The 15,486-nt window shown below is 61.3% G+C and carries 14 protein-coding genes; 3 read left to right on the top strand and 11 right to left on the bottom strand.

Annotation, left to right across the window (positions count from 1 at the left end):
- Positions 1-195: 195 nt before the first annotated feature.
- The gene (locus J2Y39_RS01635) at positions 196-1,002 is read left to right on the top strand and encodes a methyltransferase domain-containing protein (RefSeq protein WP_310214663.1); all 807 of its coding nucleotides are present in this window, start codon (positions 196-198) and stop codon (positions 1,000-1,002) included.
- Between the two features lie 103 nt (positions 1,003-1,105).
- Here J2Y39_RS01635 and pcaC read toward each other — a convergent pair whose 3' ends face one another.
- The 11 genes from pcaC to pcaR all read right to left on the bottom strand — a co-directional run bounded on the left by pcaC (position 1,106) and on the right by pcaR (position 12,178).
- The gene (gene pcaC, locus J2Y39_RS01630) at positions 1,106-1,498 is read right to left on the bottom strand and encodes a 4-carboxymuconolactone decarboxylase (RefSeq protein WP_007917093.1); all 393 of its coding nucleotides are present in this window, start codon (positions 1,496-1,498) and stop codon (positions 1,106-1,108) included.
- Between the two features lie 10 nt (positions 1,499-1,508).
- Positions 1,509-2,300 carry a 3-oxoadipate enol-lactonase gene (gene pcaD, locus J2Y39_RS01625; RefSeq protein ID WP_310214661.1) on the bottom strand — a complete coding sequence of 264 codons (792 nt, stop codon included), beginning with the start codon at positions 2,298-2,300 and terminating at the stop codon, positions 1,509-1,511.
- 11 nt (positions 2,301-2,311) lie between these two features.
- Complete coding sequence (locus tag J2Y39_RS01620; RefSeq protein ID WP_150636440.1) at positions 2,312-3,676, bottom strand: 3-carboxy-cis,cis-muconate cycloisomerase; 1,365 nt, start codon at positions 3,674-3,676, stop codon at positions 2,312-2,314.
- 45 nt (positions 3,677-3,721) lie between these two features.
- A complete protein-coding gene (locus tag J2Y39_RS01615; protein ID WP_041478914.1) occupies positions 3,722-5,017 on the bottom strand; it encodes an MFS family transporter in 1,296 nt (431 codons plus the stop codon).
- A 261-nt stretch (positions 5,018-5,278) separates the two neighbouring features.
- On the bottom strand, positions 5,279-5,845 hold the full coding sequence (pcaG, locus tag J2Y39_RS01610) for a protocatechuate 3,4-dioxygenase subunit alpha (RefSeq protein ID WP_076566302.1): 567 nt from the start codon (positions 5,843-5,845) through the stop codon (positions 5,279-5,281).
- Between the two features lies 1 nt (position 5,846).
- Positions 5,847-6,551 (bottom strand): protocatechuate 3,4-dioxygenase subunit beta, encoded by a 705-nt coding sequence (gene pcaH, locus J2Y39_RS01605; RefSeq protein ID WP_041478916.1) that lies wholly within the window; start codon positions 6,549-6,551, stop codon positions 5,847-5,849.
- Between the two features lie 36 nt (positions 6,552-6,587).
- On the bottom strand, positions 6,588-7,793 hold the full coding sequence (gene pcaF, locus J2Y39_RS01600) for a 3-oxoadipyl-CoA thiolase (protein WP_191622378.1): 1,206 nt from the start codon (positions 7,791-7,793) through the stop codon (positions 6,588-6,590).
- The gene (locus J2Y39_RS01595; RefSeq protein ID WP_016771341.1) at positions 7,790-8,569 is read right to left on the bottom strand and encodes a CoA-transferase subunit beta; all 780 of its coding nucleotides are present in this window, start codon (positions 8,567-8,569) and stop codon (positions 7,790-7,792) included. The genes pcaF and J2Y39_RS01595 overlap by 4 nt, the downstream gene beginning before the upstream one ends.
- Positions 8,569-9,426 (bottom strand): CoA transferase subunit A, encoded by an 858-nt coding sequence (locus J2Y39_RS01590; RefSeq protein ID WP_024011937.1) that lies wholly within the window; start codon positions 9,424-9,426, stop codon positions 8,569-8,571. Before J2Y39_RS01590 ends, J2Y39_RS01595 begins: the two co-directional genes overlap by 1 nt.
- A 269-nt stretch (positions 9,427-9,695) precedes the next feature.
- A complete protein-coding gene (locus J2Y39_RS01585; protein WP_073475852.1) occupies positions 9,696-11,042 on the bottom strand; it encodes an MFS transporter in 1,347 nt (448 codons plus the stop codon).
- A 293-nt stretch (positions 11,043-11,335) separates the two neighbouring features.
- Positions 11,336-12,178 carry a pca regulon transcriptional regulator PcaR gene (gene pcaR, locus J2Y39_RS01580; RefSeq protein ID WP_016771343.1) on the bottom strand — a complete coding sequence of 281 codons (843 nt, stop codon included), beginning with the start codon at positions 12,176-12,178 and terminating at the stop codon, positions 11,336-11,338.
- 631 nt (positions 12,179-12,809) lie between these two features.
- On the opposite strand from pcaR, the gene J2Y39_RS01575 reads away from it, so the two are divergent.
- Together J2Y39_RS01575 and J2Y39_RS01570 are read left to right on the top strand one after the other, a co-directional pair.
- Complete coding sequence (locus J2Y39_RS01575) at positions 12,810-13,010, top strand: hypothetical protein (protein ID WP_008080067.1); 201 nt, start codon at positions 12,810-12,812, stop codon at positions 13,008-13,010.
- 370 nt (positions 13,011-13,380) lie between these two features.
- A complete protein-coding gene (locus J2Y39_RS01570) occupies positions 13,381-14,856 on the top strand; it encodes an inorganic phosphate transporter (protein WP_016771345.1) in 1,476 nt (491 codons plus the stop codon).
- Positions 14,857-15,486: the final 630 nt, after the last annotated feature.

The raw sequence follows: 15,486 nt of genomic DNA, 5'->3' as shown, positions 1-15,486 counted from the left end.
CTCCCACATTTGATTCCCATCACAGATGCATGTCATTGGTCAGGCCATGTAGCGCTTTTGCGGGCGGCGGTTACAGTGAGCAAACCTGAAGGACTCAGGTGCTCCAACCCTTCACGCTTCCGTTTCGTAGTCGGTCTCCAGCTGTGCACCAGGTTGTCATCGGAAGACACCATTTGATCACCGGAGGATCACCTCATGATCACGCGCCGCACCACTGCACCCGATTGGGACGCCAAGGCGTACCAGCAGTTTTCCCGTCTCAGACAACGTCCGGTCAACGAATTGCTCGACCGTATCGAACTGCAAAACCCCCAACGCATTTACGATCTGGGCTGCGGCACCGGCATTGCCACGCAGTTGTTGGCCAAACGCTGGCCGCGCGCGCAGTTGCAGGGCGTCGACAGCTCCGCGCAGATGCTCGATGAGGCACGCTGCCTGCCGATCCGGGCGCTGTGGAAACATTGCGACCTGCTTGATTGGCAACCTGAGCAGCCGGCGGATCTGCTGTTCGCGGCCGCCGTGCTGCACTTTATCGAAGGCCATGAAAAACTGCTGCCGCGCCTGCTCGGTTATCTGAATCCCGGCGGCTGTCTGGCGGCGCACATGCCGGACTGGCGCGATGCGCTGTGGTATCGGCTGATGCTCGACACCCTCGAAAACGGCGGCCCCGGTGGCACACCACTGGGCACACCTGAACTGCGCCAGCGCATGGCGGCGCGGCCGTTATTGGCACTGGAGGATTACTATCGGTTGCTCGCGCCCATGACTACGTCGCTGGATATCTGGGAGACCGAGCAGTTGCAGGTGGTTGACGGCAAGTCGCCGGTGTATGACTGGGTGAAGGTCTCGGCGCTGCGGCCGGTGATGCAGGCGTTGAGTTCAGCGGAACAGGCGCGGTATATCTATCACTACCTGATGCGGGTGCATGAGCATTATCCGCAGGAGGGGGATGGGCATACGTTGTTTGCATTCAAGCGAATATTTATTGTCGCCAGGGTGTGATTCGTTACGGCCGCTACCGCTTTCGCGAGCAGGCTCGCTCCCACAGGGAAATGCATTCCAATGTGGGAGCGAGCCTGCTCGCGAAGGCGTCAGTGCAACAACCTCACTCGCGGGATTCAACCCCGAGTTCATCCCACACCGATTCGGCCAGATGAAACGTCGCGTTCGCCGCCGGTATGCCGCAGTAGATTGCGCTCTGCATGATCACTTCCTTGATCTCGCCCCGGCTCACACCATTATTGGCCGCCGCGCGCAGGTGCAGTTTCAGTTCGCCCTCGCGGTTCATGCCGATCAGCATGGCGATGGTGATCAGGCTGCGGGTATGGCGGGGCAGGCCCGGGCGGGTCCAGATGTCGCCCCATGCGTGGCGGGTGATCATCTCCTGGAATTCCGAGTTGAACTCGGTCAGCGTGGTCAGGCTGCGATCAACGTGGGCATCGCCCAGCACCGCGCGGCGGACTTGCATGCCTTCGTCGTAACGTTGTTTCTCGTCCACAAAATCTTCCTCACTGAGCCTGCAAAAACGCCAGCACACGGTCGCTGAAATCGGCGCCGGCCTGCACGTTGGACAAATGCGCCGCATGGAACTCGGCGTACTCGGCGTCGCGCACATGGTCGCGAATGAAGTGCCCGCCGGACGGCGGCGTCACCGCATCTTCGCTGCCGGCAATCACCAGCAACGGCACGTTGATCGAAGCCAGTTGTTCACGAAAATCGGCATCTCGCACGGCCGCGCAGTTGGCCGCATAACCTTGTGGATTGGTCGCGGCGAGCATGTCGGTAATCTTCTTCGCCGCCTCGGGATGCGCTGCGGAAAAGTCTGGGGTGAACCAGCGCGCAATCGAGGCATCACGCAGTGCGACCATCGCCGCCGGGCCGTCACGCAACACGGTTTCGATGCGTGGATTCCATACCGACGGATCGCCGATTTTCGCCGCCGTGTTGCACACGATCAATTTGTGCAGACGATGGCCTGCGTTGATCCCCAGCCACTGACCGATCAGCCCGCCCATCGACAGCCCGCAGAAATGCGCGCGCTCGATATGCAGCGCATCGAGCAGACCGAGTACGTCATGGCCCAACTGCTCGATGCTGTACGGCCCTTCGGTGACCAGCGATTGCCCATGGCCGCGCGTGTCGAAACGCAGCACGCGGAAATGCTCGGTGAACGCCGGCATCTGCGCGTCCCACATGTGCAGGTCGGTGCCCAGCGAGTTGGACAGCACCAGCACCGGCGCAGCGGCCGGGCCTTCTATTTGATAGTGCAGTTCGCCATCGGCGAGTTGAACGAAAGCCACAGCCCTCTCCTTCAGACATTCAAAGCGTTGTGTTCAGCCACCGCGCGCTCGACCCAGGCTTGCGCCTGGCCAAGGTAATGCGCGGGGTTCAGAAGATCATCGAGTTCAGCGCCACTGAGTTCGGCGGTGACTTGCGGCTCGTCAGCCAGCACCGCACGCAGATGGCGCTGCTCGGCCACGGCGCGTTTGCAGCATTGTTCGAGCAGGTGATGCGCGGTGTCGCGGCCGACGCGTTGGGCGAGGACGATGCTCACCGCTTCGGCCAGCACCAGGCCTTGGGTCAGTTCGAGGTTGCGGGCCATGCGCGCCGCGTCGACTTCCAGACCGTCGGCCAGCAAACGCGCCTGTTGCAGCGAACCGGACACCAGGCAGCAGATCTCCGGCAAGGTTTCCCATTCGGCGTGCCACAAACCGAGGCTGCGTTCGTGCTCCTGCGGCATCGCGCTGAACAGCGTCGACACCAGCCCCGGCACCCGCGTGGCCGCGCCGATCAGCACCGCCGCGCCGACCGGGTTGCGCTTGTGCGGCATGGTCGACGACCCGCCTTTGCCCGGTGCCGCTGGCTCAAAAACTTCCGCTGCTTCGGTCTGCATCAACAGGCTGATGTCGCGGCCGAATTTGCCGAGGCTGCCGGCGATCAGGCCAAGCACCGCGCCGAACTCGACGATGCGGTCACGCTGGGCGTGCCACGGTTGCTCGGGCAGGGTCAGTTGCAGTTCCTCGGCCAAGGCTTCGGCAATCGGCAACGCCTGTTCCCCCAGCGCCGCGAGCGTGCCGGAGGCGCCACCGAATTGCAGCACCAGCAGCCGTGGCTTCAGTTGTTGCAGACGCTGACGGCTGCGCGTCACGGCGCCCAACCAACCGGCGATTTTCATACCGAGGGTCACTGGCGTCGCGTGTTGCAGCCAGGTGCGCCCGGCCAGCGGCGTGGCGGCGAAACGTTGTGCCTGAGCGGCGAGCGAGTCGGCCAGTTGTGCCAGTTGGTTTTCGATCAGCGCCAGCGCCTGGCGCAATTGCAAGACCAGCCCGGAATCCATCACGTCCTGGCTGGTCGCACCCAGATGCACATAGCGCTCGGCCTCGGCATCGCTCGAGGCGATCTGCTTGCCCAAGGCCTTGACCAGTGGAATCGCCGAATTGCCGGCCGTGGCAATCGCCTCGCCCAGCGCCGCGAAGTCATACAGGCCCGCGTCGCACGCTGCGGCAATCGGTGCCACGGCCGATGAAGGAATCAGCCCGACCCGCGCCTCGGCCCGGGCCAGCGCCGCTTCGAAATCAAGCATCGCCTGCACCCGGCCCTGATCGCAGAACACTTCGCGCATATCGCGGGCGGTGAAGTAGGCATCGAACAATTGATTGCCCGGTCGCTGAGTCATAAACAGTCCTTGCCGGCGCGGGCCTCGCAGCCCGCGCACATGGGTTTACAGATCGTGGTGCAAATACTTCGCCTGCTTGGGCAAACGCAGGCTGAACAGGAAAGCCACCGCCATCATCGCCGTGACGTACCAGTAGAAGGCGTTTTCCATGCCGCCAGCCTTGAGGCTCAAGGCAACGAATTCCGCCGAACCGCCGAAGATTGCATTCGCCACCGCGTAAGCCAGGCCGACACCAAGCGCGCGGACTTCCGGCGGGAACATCTCGGCTTTCACCAGCCCGCTGATCGAGGTGTAGAAACTGACGATCGCCAGCGCCAGGGTGATCAGCACGAAGGCGAGGAACGGGCTGCTGATACTTTTCAGGCTGAGCAGAATCGGCACGGTGAACAGCGTGCCAAGCGCGCCGAACCAGAGCATCGAATTACGCCGGCCGATCTTGTCGGCGAGCATGCCGAACAACGGCTGCATGCACATATACAGGAACAGCGCGCCGGTCATTATGTAGCTGGCGGTCTTGGCGTGCATCCCGGCGGTGTTCACCAGGTATTTCTGCATGTAGGTGGTGAAGGTGTAGAAAATCAGCGAGCCGCCAGCGGTGTAGCCGAGCACGGTGATGAACGCCGCTTTGTGATCGCGGAACAGTGCAGTGATGCTGCCGGCGTCTTTATGCGCACGGGTTTCCTTATTGGTGGTTTCCTTCAGCGAACGACGCAGGAACAGCGAAATCAGCGCCGCCACCGCACCGACCACGAACGGAATCCGCCAGCCGTAGGCACGCAGGTCTTCTTCAGTGAGGAACTGTTGCAGCACCACCACCAGCGACACCGCCAGCAGTTGTCCGCCAATCAGCGTCACGTACTGGAACGAAGCGAAGAATCCGCGCTGGCCCTTGAGCGCGACTTCGCTCATGTAAGTCGCGGTGGTGCCGTACTCGCCGCCGACCGACAGACCTTGCAGCAAACGCGCAAACAGCAACAGCACTGGCGCCCAGACGCCGATGTCCTTGTAGGTCGGCAAACAGGCGATCAGCAACGAGCCGAAGCACATCATCAGAATCGAGATGAGCATCGAGTTCTTGCGCCCGTGCTTGTCAGCGACCCGGCCGAAAATCCAGCCACCAATCGGCCGCATCAGGAACCCGGCGGCGAATACGCCAGCGGTGTTGACCAGTTGCACAGTGGGGTTATCGGAAGGGAAGAACGCCGGGGCAAAATAGATCGCGCAGAAGGCGTAGACGTAGAAGTCGAACCATTCGACGAGGTTGCCGGACGAAGCGCCGACGATGGCAAAGATGCGCTTGCTGCGCTCTTCGCCGGTGTAGTGGGAGGTGGTGGTTGTCATTGTTTTTCACTCGATAGGGACAGTCACAGTCTAGACATACTTTGCAACAGTCCCGTTCCGCATCGGATCATCACCCACGTATGGATCAGCCTTTGTGGCGAGGAGATTTATCCCCGCTCGAGTGCGAAGCACTCGCAAATCAGATACACGCGGTTCATCTGAATACCGCGCCGACTGGTTTTTGGGGCTGCTTCGCAGCCCAGCGGGGATAAATCCCCTCACCACAGGGACTCTGTCCTGCAGGGGATTTGGGGTGTTCTCTCAATAATCGAAGAACACCGTCTCGGCATCGGTGCCCTGCAGAACTACATTCCACTGGTACACACCCGACGCATCCGCCTTGGCCAGCAACGTCTGGCGACGCTCCGCCGGCACGCACTCGAGCAACGGGTCAGCAACGTTTGCCGGTTCGCCCTCGAAATAAATCCGCGTCAGCAAATGCTTGACCAGACCACGGGCAAACACCAGCACCACCAGATGCGGCGCTTGGGTCGAGCCTTTCAACCCCGGCACGGTGCCCGGTTTGATCGTGGTGAAACGGAAGCGCCCTTCAGCGTCCACCGGTACCCGGCCAAAGCCTTCGAAATTCGGGTCGAGCGGTTTGTCCTGCTGATCTTCCGGGTGGTCGTACTTGCCGGCGGCGTTGGCCTGCCAGACTTCGAGCATGGCGTCGTTGACGACATCGCCATTGCCATCCACCACTTGGCCGGTGATTGCCACGCGCTCGCCGAGGGTCAGCTCGTTGGCCAGGGTTTCGCGGTTCAGCCAGGTCAGGCCGATGTGGTAATACGGCCCGACGGTGTGGGACGTGGTCGCATAGAGCGTCATCTTATTTCTCCATCGGCGTGGCTTCACGGCCGCGCAGCACGATGTCCCAGCGGTAACCGAGGGCGTAGGACGGAATGGTTTTTTCCAGATCGAAACTGGCGATCAGGCGTTCCTTGGCCGAAGTGTCCGGCACGCAGTTGTAGATCGGGTCATACGCCAGCAGCGGGTCGCCGGGGAAGTACATCTGCGTGACCAGACGCGTAAGAATGCTCGGCCCAAACAGGGAAAAGTGGATGTGCGCCGGGCGCCAGGCGTTGTGGTGGTTGCCCCACGGATAGGCGCCGGGCTTGATGGTCTGGAACTGGTACCAGCCATCGGCATCGGTGACGGTGCGGCCGGTGCCGGTGAAGTTCGGGTCCAGCGGCGCGTCGTGCAGGTCGCGGGCGTGGTTGTAGCGGCCGGCGGCATTGGCCTGCCAGATCTCCACCAGAATCCCCGGCACCGGCAGGCCGTCTTCGTCGAGCACACGGCCGTGTATGATGATGCGCTCGCCCAATGGCTCGCCGTCGTGCTGAGCGGTGAGGTCATTGTCCTTCTCGGCAACGTGTTCGGCGCCGATGGTCGGCCCGGTGATTTCCGAGAGTGAATGGGGCAGGTGCACCAACGGCTTGGACGGCGAGCGCAGGTTGGTGGATTGATACGTCGGGTGCAGGTAGTCAGGCTGAGTGCCTGCCTGTGGGCGACGGTAACCAGGCTTGTCAGTCATTTCGCTTTCCTCAGTTCTTGTAAGTGCCGCAGCGCGTCAGACACGTTCGATGGCCAGGGCCAGACCCTGGCCAACACCAACGCACATGGTCGCCAGACCTTTCTTGCCGCCAGTCTTTTCCAGATGATGAAGGGCGGTCAGCACCAGCCGCGCACCGCTCATGCCCAACGGGTGACCGAGGGCAATCGCGCCGCCATTCGGGTTGACCTGCGGCGCATCGTCGGCCAGACCCAACTCGCGCAATACCGCGAGGCCCTGGCTGGCGAACGCTTCGTTGAGCTCGATCACGTCGAAATCGCTGACCGCGACGCCAAGGCGCTCGGCGAGTTTGCGCACCGCCGGCACCGGGCCGATGCCCATCACCCGTGGTGCGACACCGGCGCTGGCCATGCCGAGCACTTTCGCGCGGGCGGTCAGGCCGTGTTTTTTCACCGCTTCGGCCGAAGCCAGAATCAGCGCAGCAGCACCATCGTTGACCCCGGAGGCATTGCCGGCGGTGACGGTTTTGTCTGCGCCGTTGACCGGTTTCAACTTGGTCAACGCTTCAATCGTGGTATCGGCGCGCGGATGTTCGTCCTGGCTGACCACGGTTTCGCCCTTCTTGTGGGCAATACGTACTTCAACAATTTCTTCGGCGAAGTAACCGGCGGCCTGCGCGGCGGCGGTACGTTGCTGACTGCGCAAGGCAAAGGCGTCCTGATCTGCGCGCGAGACCTTATAGTCGTCGGCGACGTTGTCAGCGGTTTGCGGCATGGCATCGACGCCGTACTGCGCCTTCATCAGCGGGTTGATGAAACGCCAGCCGATGGTGGTGTCCTCCAGCTTCATGTTGCGCGAGAACGCCGCGTCGGCCTTGCCCATCACGAATGGCGCGCGGGACATCGACTCGACGCCACCGGCAATCGCCAACTCCATCTCGCCACTGGCGATAGCGCGGAATGCGGTGCCGATCGCGTCCATGCCCGAAGCGCAGAGGCGATTGAGCGTAACGCCGGGCACGCTGTCCGGCAGGCCGGCGAGCAGCAATGCCATGCGTGCGACGTTGCGGTTGTCTTCGCCGGCCTGATTGGCGCAGCCGAGGAACACCTCATCGACGGCATTCCAGTCCACCGATGGATTGCGCTCCATCAGGGCCTTGATCGGCACGGCGGCCAGGTCGTCGGCGCGCACGGCGGACAATGCGCCACCGAAGCGGCCAATGGGGGTGCGAATCGCGTCGCAGATATACACGTCACGCATCATGCTTCTCCCGGTGCCTGACCGTGGGCGGCAGCGGTGCGCGCTTCAAGATCACGCAGCGCCGTCAGCTCGACTTCGGTCGGCTCAGCGGTGGTTTCAACAGAGTCGGCAAAACGGATCGCCCAACCGGTGGCGGCGACCACTTGCTCGCGGGTCACGCCCGGATGCAGCGCGGTGACCACAAATTCGTGGGTGCCCTCCTCCGGTTCCATGATGCACAGGTCGGTGATGATCCCCACCGGCCCGGCGCCCGGCAGGCCGAGACGTTTACGCGAATCGCCGCCCTCGCCGTGACCGACCGAGGTGATGAAATCGAGTTTGTCGACAAACGAACGCGCCGACTGTTTAAGGATGATCAGCACGCTTTTCGCCGAACCGGCAATCTCCGGCGCGCCACCGGCACCCGGCAGGCGCACTTTCGGCGCGTGGTAGTCGCCGACCACGGTGGTGTTGATGTTGCCGAAACGGTCGACCTGCGCGGCGCCGAGGAAGCCAACGTCGATGCGCCCGCCCTGCAACCAATAGCGAAAAATCTCACCGGTCGGCACCACGGTGTCGGCGGTCTCGGCCAGCTCACCGTCACCGATGGACAGCGGCAGTACGCTCGGCTTAGCGCCAATCGGGCCGGATTCGTAAATCAGCACCACGTCCGGCGATGAAGTCAGGCGCGCGAGGTTGGCGGCTTTCGATGGCAGGCCGATGCCGACGAAGCATACCGAGCCGTTCTTCAGGCGCCGGGCCGCCGCGACGGTCATCATTTCATTGGTGGTGTAAGTCATTACTTGGCCTCCGAAGCAGCGGCCAATTTGGCCTGGAATTCGCTGAAGTCAGCGCAGCCATGGATGTATTCGTTGATCCACGCGGTAAACGTCTCACGGTCGCGAGCGATCGGGTCCCACGCCTGATAGAAACGATTGTCACGCTCGGTGTAACCGTGGGCGTAGGACGGATGCGCGCCGCCCGGCACGTGGCAGACCGCGCTCAAGGCCCAGGTCGGCAGTACGCAAGCGTTCATCGGTGCGTTGAGGTCATCGACGATCTCTTCCACCGTGACGATGCAGCGCTTGGCCGCCAGCGCGGCTTCTTTCTGCACACCGAGAATGCCCCAGAGCAGCACGTTGCCTTTGCGGTCGGCCTTTTGCGCGTGGATCACGGTGACGTCCGGGCGCACCGATGGCACTGCCGCCAGCACTTCGCCGGTGAACGGACAGGTCACGGTTTTGATCAGCGGATTGACCTTCGGCAGGTCGGAACCGGCGTAGGCACGCAGCACCGCGAACGGCAGCCCGGACGCGCCGGCGACGTAGGCGTTGGCGAGGTCGGCGTGGCTGTGTTCTTCTATTTCCAGCGCGTGTGGCCACTGCTTTTCGACCGCGTCACGCAGACGGTGCAGCGAACCCACACCCGGGTTGCCGCCCCAGGAGAAAATCAGTTTGCGCGCGCAACCGGCGCCGATCAGTTGGTCGTAGATCAGGTCAGGCGTCATCCGCACCAGCGTCAGATCTTTCTTGCCTTGACGAATGATTTCATGACCCGCTGCCGTAGGGATCAGGTGAGTGAAGCCTTCGAGGGCGACGGTGTCGCCGTCGTTGACGAATTGCTTCACCGCGTCGTGCAGCGAAAGGATCTCAGCCATGGAGCGGGCTCCTGTTCTTGTAAGGAATCGCCAGTGATAAAAAGGCGCGAGGTTCAGCGCCGGAGTCACTGAAGATTAAGCTCGGGAAAATCGCCAAACAATCCGATAATCGACTGAGTGTTCGTTTATCGAACGGATTGTTGTTCAGCTAACAATCAGATCAAAAGCTTCGCGAGCAGGCTCGCTCCCACCTTGGAATGCATTCCAGAATGTGGGAGCGAGCCTGCTCGCGAAGGGGCCAGCCTGTTCAATAACGATCTGCGCCCGATTCAGGTCGCATCCGCATGACTGACCATGCCCTTGATCAACACCGCCGCCGTCGCCAACCCCGCCGGGATCACCAGCGCGGTCAGCACTTGCTCGAAATTCCAGCCCAGGCCGAGCAAGGTTGCGCCCATCCACGCCCCAAGAATCGCGCCAAAGCGGCCGATGCCGAGCATCCACGACACACCGGTCGCGCGGCCTTGAGTCGGGTAGAACCTCGCGGCCAATGACGGCATCGCCGATTGCGCGCCGTTGACGCACATGCCTGCCACCAGCACCAGCGTCGCCAGCAAGGTGATGTTGCCCAGGCTTTGCCCTACCGCGTAGGCAAACACCCCGGCCAGCAGGTAGAAAATGCCGATGACCTTGTGCGGATTGAAGCGGTCCATCGCCCAGCCCACCCCGACCGCGCTCAACACGCCGCCAAACTGGAACAACGCGCCGATGAACGCGGCCTGTTCCATGCTCGCACCGCTGTCGCGCATCAGCGTCGGCAGCCAACTGGTCAGCAGGTATACGATCACCAGGCCCATGAAATAGGTCAGCCACAACAGCAGCGTGCCGGTGCTGTAAGTGCCGGAGAAGATCACCGCGAAGACATTGCGCGCCTTGACGGTTTTCTGTTCCGGCACGCTGAAGCTCGCAGCCTGGGCAACGGTAACCGGATCTATCGGTGCCAGGGTCTTGCGTACTTTGTCGGTGCCACGGTTGCGTACGACCAGGTAGCGCGCCGACTCCGGCAGCCAGAACACCAATACCACCGCGAGGATCAGCGGCAGGATCCCGCCGATCATCAACAGCGCGTGCCAGCCGAACGCCGGGATCAGTTTTGCCGAGATGAAACCGCCGCCGGCCATGCCGAGGTTGAAGCCGCAGAACATGCTGGTCACCAGCAGCGACTTCTTGCGCTCGGGTGTGTATTCCGAAAGCAGCGTCGTCGCGTTGGGCATGCCCGCGCCGAGACCGAGGCCGGTGAGGAAGCGCAACACCAGCAGTTGCTCGACGTTGGTGCTGTAGGCCGAGGCCAGGCTGAAGCCGCCGAACAGAATCACCGCGCCGACGAGTACGACTTTGCGCCCGAAGCGGTCAGCCAGAGGGCCGGAGCCGAGTGCACCGAAGACCATGCCGATCAGCGCGGCACTCATCACCGGGCCGAGGCTGGCGCGGTCGATACCCCAGTCTTGCGACAGCGCCGGGGCGATGAAACCCATGGCGGCGGTGTCGAGGCCGTCGAGAAATACGATCAGGAAACACAGGATCACCACCCGCCACTGATAGCGCGAGATCGGTTGGGCGTTGATGAAGGTCTGCACATCGAGGCAGTTACCCACAGCGGACTGAGGCTGGTTCATTATTTTTATTCCACGCAAAAAACGCAGTCGAACGGCGGCCGGCCAAAGGAAGGCACGGTCACAAGAATAGAAGGTTGTTATCAGGCGTTGCGGTGAACCCGGCAACAACGGGTGGGATACGGACAGTCGGGGAGCGAGCGCATGGTGAGTTGCCTCTTGTCATTATTATGGGGTCGACAGTCCGGCGAGCTCATTCACTTCAGCGCCGGATGACGCTGCCGCGACATTAATGATCCGAGGGTTTTAGCGTCAATTCGATAAACGCAACACTGTGCGTTTATCGAACAGCTTCCTCAGGCGAACAACTGCGCACTGAGGTCGCGGCTGGCGCTGAGCAGGCCGGGCAAGAAGCGCTGCTCCAGCTCGGCGCGGCTGACTCGCCCGGCGTGGGTGCTGACATTCAGCGCGGCGACCACTTGCCCAGAGGCGTCGTACACCGGAACGGCGATCGAGCGCAGGCCCTGTTCCAGTTCCTGATCGACAATGCACCAGCCCTGCTGCCGCACCTGCTGCAAACATTCGAGCAAAGCGTCGGGGGTGTGGATGGTGCGGCTGGTCTTGGCCACCAGTTCGGCATGGTCGAGGTATTCGCCCAGTGAAGTGTCATCCAGTGCCGCTAGCAGAATCCGCCCCATCGACGTGCAGTACGCCGGCAAACGACCGCCCACCGACAGGTCCACCGAAATCAGCCGCTGCGTGGTTGCCGAGCGAGCGATATAGAGAATGTCATCGCCCTCCAGCGTCGCCATGTTGCAGGCTTCGTGCAGTTGCTCGCTCATACGGTCGAGATACGGCTGTGCGGAAACGGCCAGCGGGGTTGAGGACAGATAGGCGTGGCCGAGGGTCAGCACTTTCGGCAGCAGCGAATAGGTGCGCCCGTCGGTGGTGGCGTAGCCGAGTTTGATCAGCGTGTGCAGGCAACGGCGCACGGCGGCGCGGGGAATTTCCGTGCGATGACTGATCTGCGCGATGGTCAGGTGGCGTTTACGCTCCTGAAACGCCTGCACCACCGCCAGACCACGGGCCAGGGACGTCATGAAATCCGGATCACCGGTCAGCGCCTGAATGCGCTTGGCCGGCGAGGCGACGATGGGCGGCGCCACCGACGTGAAGGAGTTGCGCATTTGATCGTTCATTTCTTGTCCTTGTCCGGCACACATCGATGCCTAGTCAAACGGCTCGCCGCGCGATGCACAAGCATCGCGGCGCCAACATTGGGCGATTATCGAACCGCCGACCGATAATCGCAATCCAGTGCCCCGCCCTCCTCTTCATCCTCGAGGCAGCTTTAGCGATTCTGCTCGCAACTTAGTTGTTCCAGTTAATGGCGCCAAAAACAGAACGCCTGTTCTATAACGCGGTCTTTACACTTAACTAGCGGTAAAAGTTGCCGGTAACAAAACCCTCACACATTCAGAACCGTTTTTAACTTGGCAAAGATAGTCATTCCCGAATCGGCCGCTATAATGCACCCTAGTCGCGGCGCTTTAATCAAAAGCCCGCGACTTGCTGAAACGAGGTCCTTCGTCTCAGCTCCGGCCAGCGCCCGGCGCCCATCACACATGCAACGCCAGCGCTCGCTGAAACAGGAAACTGATGCTGCGTCAGTTTTTATCTGGTGCCGTAGCCGCCTGTAACACGGAAGTCTTGATCGCCTCTGCAATGTCTCCGCGCCTGATCGGGCTGTGGATGACTGGCGGGTTCGCTCAATTGACTCGTTGCAGTGTGTTTCACCGGATATTCAATTCAACTCATACAGGTAGCACCGTGACAAAAGACGAACTGCGCGCGGAACTAGAGCGCCAGGAACAACGTTACAAGGAAGTTTACGGCGGGGAAGTCACCACCTACGCCGCTCAGCCGGAACCGGAACGCAAGGCATGGCGCAAGCGCCCTACTGTTCAGGATCAGGTGTTCAAGCAGGAAATCGAAAAGATCGAAAAGGAACTCAAAGCCGAAGAGCCATGAGCCACGGCGGTTGAGCATTCGAAAGTCGGCGTCCGCCTGAGCCACAGCGCGGTGGAAGACGACACCTCGCGCGCCCGCTATCTGCGGGCAGCGGCTGCATCGCTGTTCTGGGGCTTATGAACGAGCGTCCCACAGGTTTCAGAGATATTTCAGACAAGCGTTTGAGCCTTTGCGATGTCTGAAAAAACGGCTCGAAAATATAGTTTATTCAATAAAATCAAGTAGTTGAAAAACCCTGCGTGCTGCTTGGTTTTCACGCCCTGCAACAAATTAAATCGAAGAAGGGTGTGACCAGTGAGCAGACGGGGCATCGATTTCCTGTCTTTTCTGGCATAATCGCGCCCCCTTACGACCGGGTCAGAAAACCTTCATGATCGATTTATTCAGCGGACTGGATGCTTGGGTGCTTGTGAGCCTCTTGCTCGCCCTGACGTTTGTCCTCGCCTTCGAGTTCATCAATGGATTTCATGACACCGCTAACGCGGTAGCCACTGTTATCTACACCAAAGCCATGCCGCCACACCTGGCGGTGTTCTTTTCCGGTGTGTTCAATTTCCTCGGCGTGCTGCTGGGCGGCGTTGGCGTGGCGTATGCCATCGTCCACCTGCTGCCGGTTGAGCTGCTGATCAATGTGAACACCGGCCATGGCCTGGCGATGGTGTTCTCGTTGCTCGCCGCGGCAATCGCCTGGAATTTGGGCACCTGGTACTTCGGTATCCCGGCTTCCAGCTCGCACACCTTGATCGGCTCGATCCTCGGCGTCGGCCTGGCCAACGCACTGATCAACGACATTCCGTTGAGAGATGGCGTGAACTGGCAGAAAGCGATCGACATCGGCGCCTCGCTGGTGTTCTCGCCGATGGCCGGCTTCCTCATCGCCGCGCTGGTGCTGATCGGCCTGAAATGGTGGCGCCCGCTGTCGAAGATGCACAAGACGCCGGAACAGCGCCGCAAGATCGACGACAAAAAGCACCCGCCGTTCTGGAATCGTCTGGTCCTGGTGATCTCGGCCATGGCCGTGAGCTTCGTGCACGGTTCCAACGACGGCCAGAAAGGCATCGGCCTGATCATGCTGGTGCTGATCGGTATTGTCCCGGCGCAGTTCGTACTCGATCTGAACAGCACCACCTACCAGATCGAACGCACCCGCGACGCGACCCTGCACCTGAGCCAGTTCTACCAGCGCAACGCCGATTCGCTGGGTGAATTCCTGGCCCTGGGCAAGAGCGTGGAAGGCGACCTGCCGGAGAAGTTCCGCTGCAACCCGCAGCAGACCGAACCGACCATCACCGCCCTGCTGCATACCCTCAAAGGTGTAGCGGACTACCATTCGCTGTCGTCGGACAGCCGCATCGAAGTGCGTCGCTACCTGCTCTGCCTGGACGACACGGCCAAGAAAGTCGGCAAGCTGCCAGGCCTGGAAGCCCGTGAAAAGGCTGACCTCGACAAGCTGCGCAAAGACCTGACCACCACCACTGAATACGCCCCGTTCTGGGTGATCCTGGCGGTCGCCCTGGCACTGGGCCTGGGCACCATGGTCGGCTGGAAGCGTGTGGTGCTGACCATTGGCGAGAAGATCGGCAAGCAGGGCATGACCTATTCCCAGGGCATGTCGGCGCAGATCACCACAGCCAGCCTGATCGGCATGGCCAACATTTTCAGCCTGCCGGTGTCGACCACTCATGTGTTGTCTTCGGGTGTGGCCGGGACCATGGTTGCCAATAAAAGCGGCCTGCAGGGTGGCACGGTCAAGACTATTCTGCTGGCCTGGGTGTTGACCTTGCCAGCGACCGTGGCGCTGTCGGCCGGGTTGTTCTGGTTGGCTTCGAAGGCTTTGGGTAGTTGATCGATTGTTGCTTGTGAAGGAGGCGCGATTCTTTGGAATCGCGCCTTTTTTGTTTTTTGGATTGGGGGCATATCCGTTGCTGCGGGTGCTGCCGCTGGCGGTTTCGCTCTTACAGCGAGTCACCTTTTCCAAACGCCGAAAAGGTAACCCAAAAGGCTTTGCCCCGGCGTACGGCCCGCTCGCTGGAGCTCGGGGTACCTTCGTTACGGGACCGATCCGGGCGCAGCGGCTCCGGTTGGCTTCGCTGCACCTACACTCGCTGTGTACGACTGCGTCGTACGGTCGCTACGCTCCCACCCCCGGATCGATCCCGTAACGAAGCCTGCCGAAGGGGCAAAAGATCAAAAGCAAAAGCCAAAGCCAGATCAAGAGCCCCTCACCCTAGCCCTCTCCCAGAGGGAGAGGGGACTGACCGAGGTGTTTGGGCGAAACACGCCGACTTGCGATACCGAGTCGAATGCAGGTTTTGAACACCGCAAAAATCGGCTCCCTCTCCCTCGGGAGAGGGCTGGGGTGAGGGGCGAATCCACCGAAAATCTCAAGCCATGCGACGCTTCTAACCACTCAACAATGAGCGCAAGCTCGAGTGCTTTTGATCTACGGGCGACGTCGGAAGGCTGAGTGGAGGGA

The organism is Pseudomonas sp. 2957, assembly GCF_031456345.1.
GTDB classification, from domain to species: domain Bacteria; phylum Pseudomonadota; class Gammaproteobacteria; order Pseudomonadales; family Pseudomonadaceae; genus Aquipseudomonas; species Aquipseudomonas siliginis.
This window is presented reverse-complemented; position numbering and strand designations above follow the sequence as displayed.

Excerpts from the sequence above, each read along its gene's own strand:
- J2Y39_RS01590 (WP_024011937.1), bottom strand. The coding sequence starts at position 9,426 with ATGGCTGAGATCCTTTCGCTGCACGACGCGGTGAAGCAATTCGTCAAC.
- J2Y39_RS01595 (WP_016771341.1), bottom strand. The coding sequence starts at position 8,569 with ATGACTTACACCACCAATGAAATGATGACCGTCGCGGCGGCCCGGCGC.
- J2Y39_RS01585 (WP_073475852.1), bottom strand. The coding sequence starts at position 11,042 with ATGAACCAGCCTCAGTCCGCTGTGGGTAACTGCCTCGATGTGCAGACC.
- J2Y39_RS01615 (WP_041478914.1), bottom strand. The coding sequence starts at position 5,017 with ATGACAACCACCACCTCCCACTACACCGGCGAAGAGCGCAGCAAGCGC.
- J2Y39_RS01635 (WP_310214663.1), top strand. The coding sequence starts at position 196 with ATGATCACGCGCCGCACCACTGCACCCGATTGGGACGCCAAGGCGTAC.
- J2Y39_RS01620 (WP_150636440.1), bottom strand. The coding sequence starts at position 3,676 with ATGACTCAGCGACCGGGCAATCAATTGTTCGATGCCTACTTCACCGCC.
- pcaH (WP_041478916.1), bottom strand. The coding sequence starts at position 6,551 with ATGACTGACAAGCCTGGTTACCGTCGCCCACAGGCAGGCACTCAGCCT.
- J2Y39_RS01570 (WP_016771345.1), top strand. The coding sequence starts at position 13,381 with ATGATCGATTTATTCAGCGGACTGGATGCTTGGGTGCTTGTGAGCCTC.
- pcaF (WP_191622378.1), bottom strand. The coding sequence starts at position 7,793 with ATGATGCGTGACGTGTATATCTGCGACGCGATTCGCACCCCCATTGGC.
- pcaG (WP_076566302.1), bottom strand. The coding sequence starts at position 5,845 with ATGACGCTCTATGCGACCACGTCCCACACCGTCGGGCCGTATTACCAC.
- pcaR (WP_016771343.1), bottom strand. The coding sequence starts at position 12,178 with ATGAACGATCAAATGCGCAACTCCTTCACGTCGGTGGCGCCGCCCATC.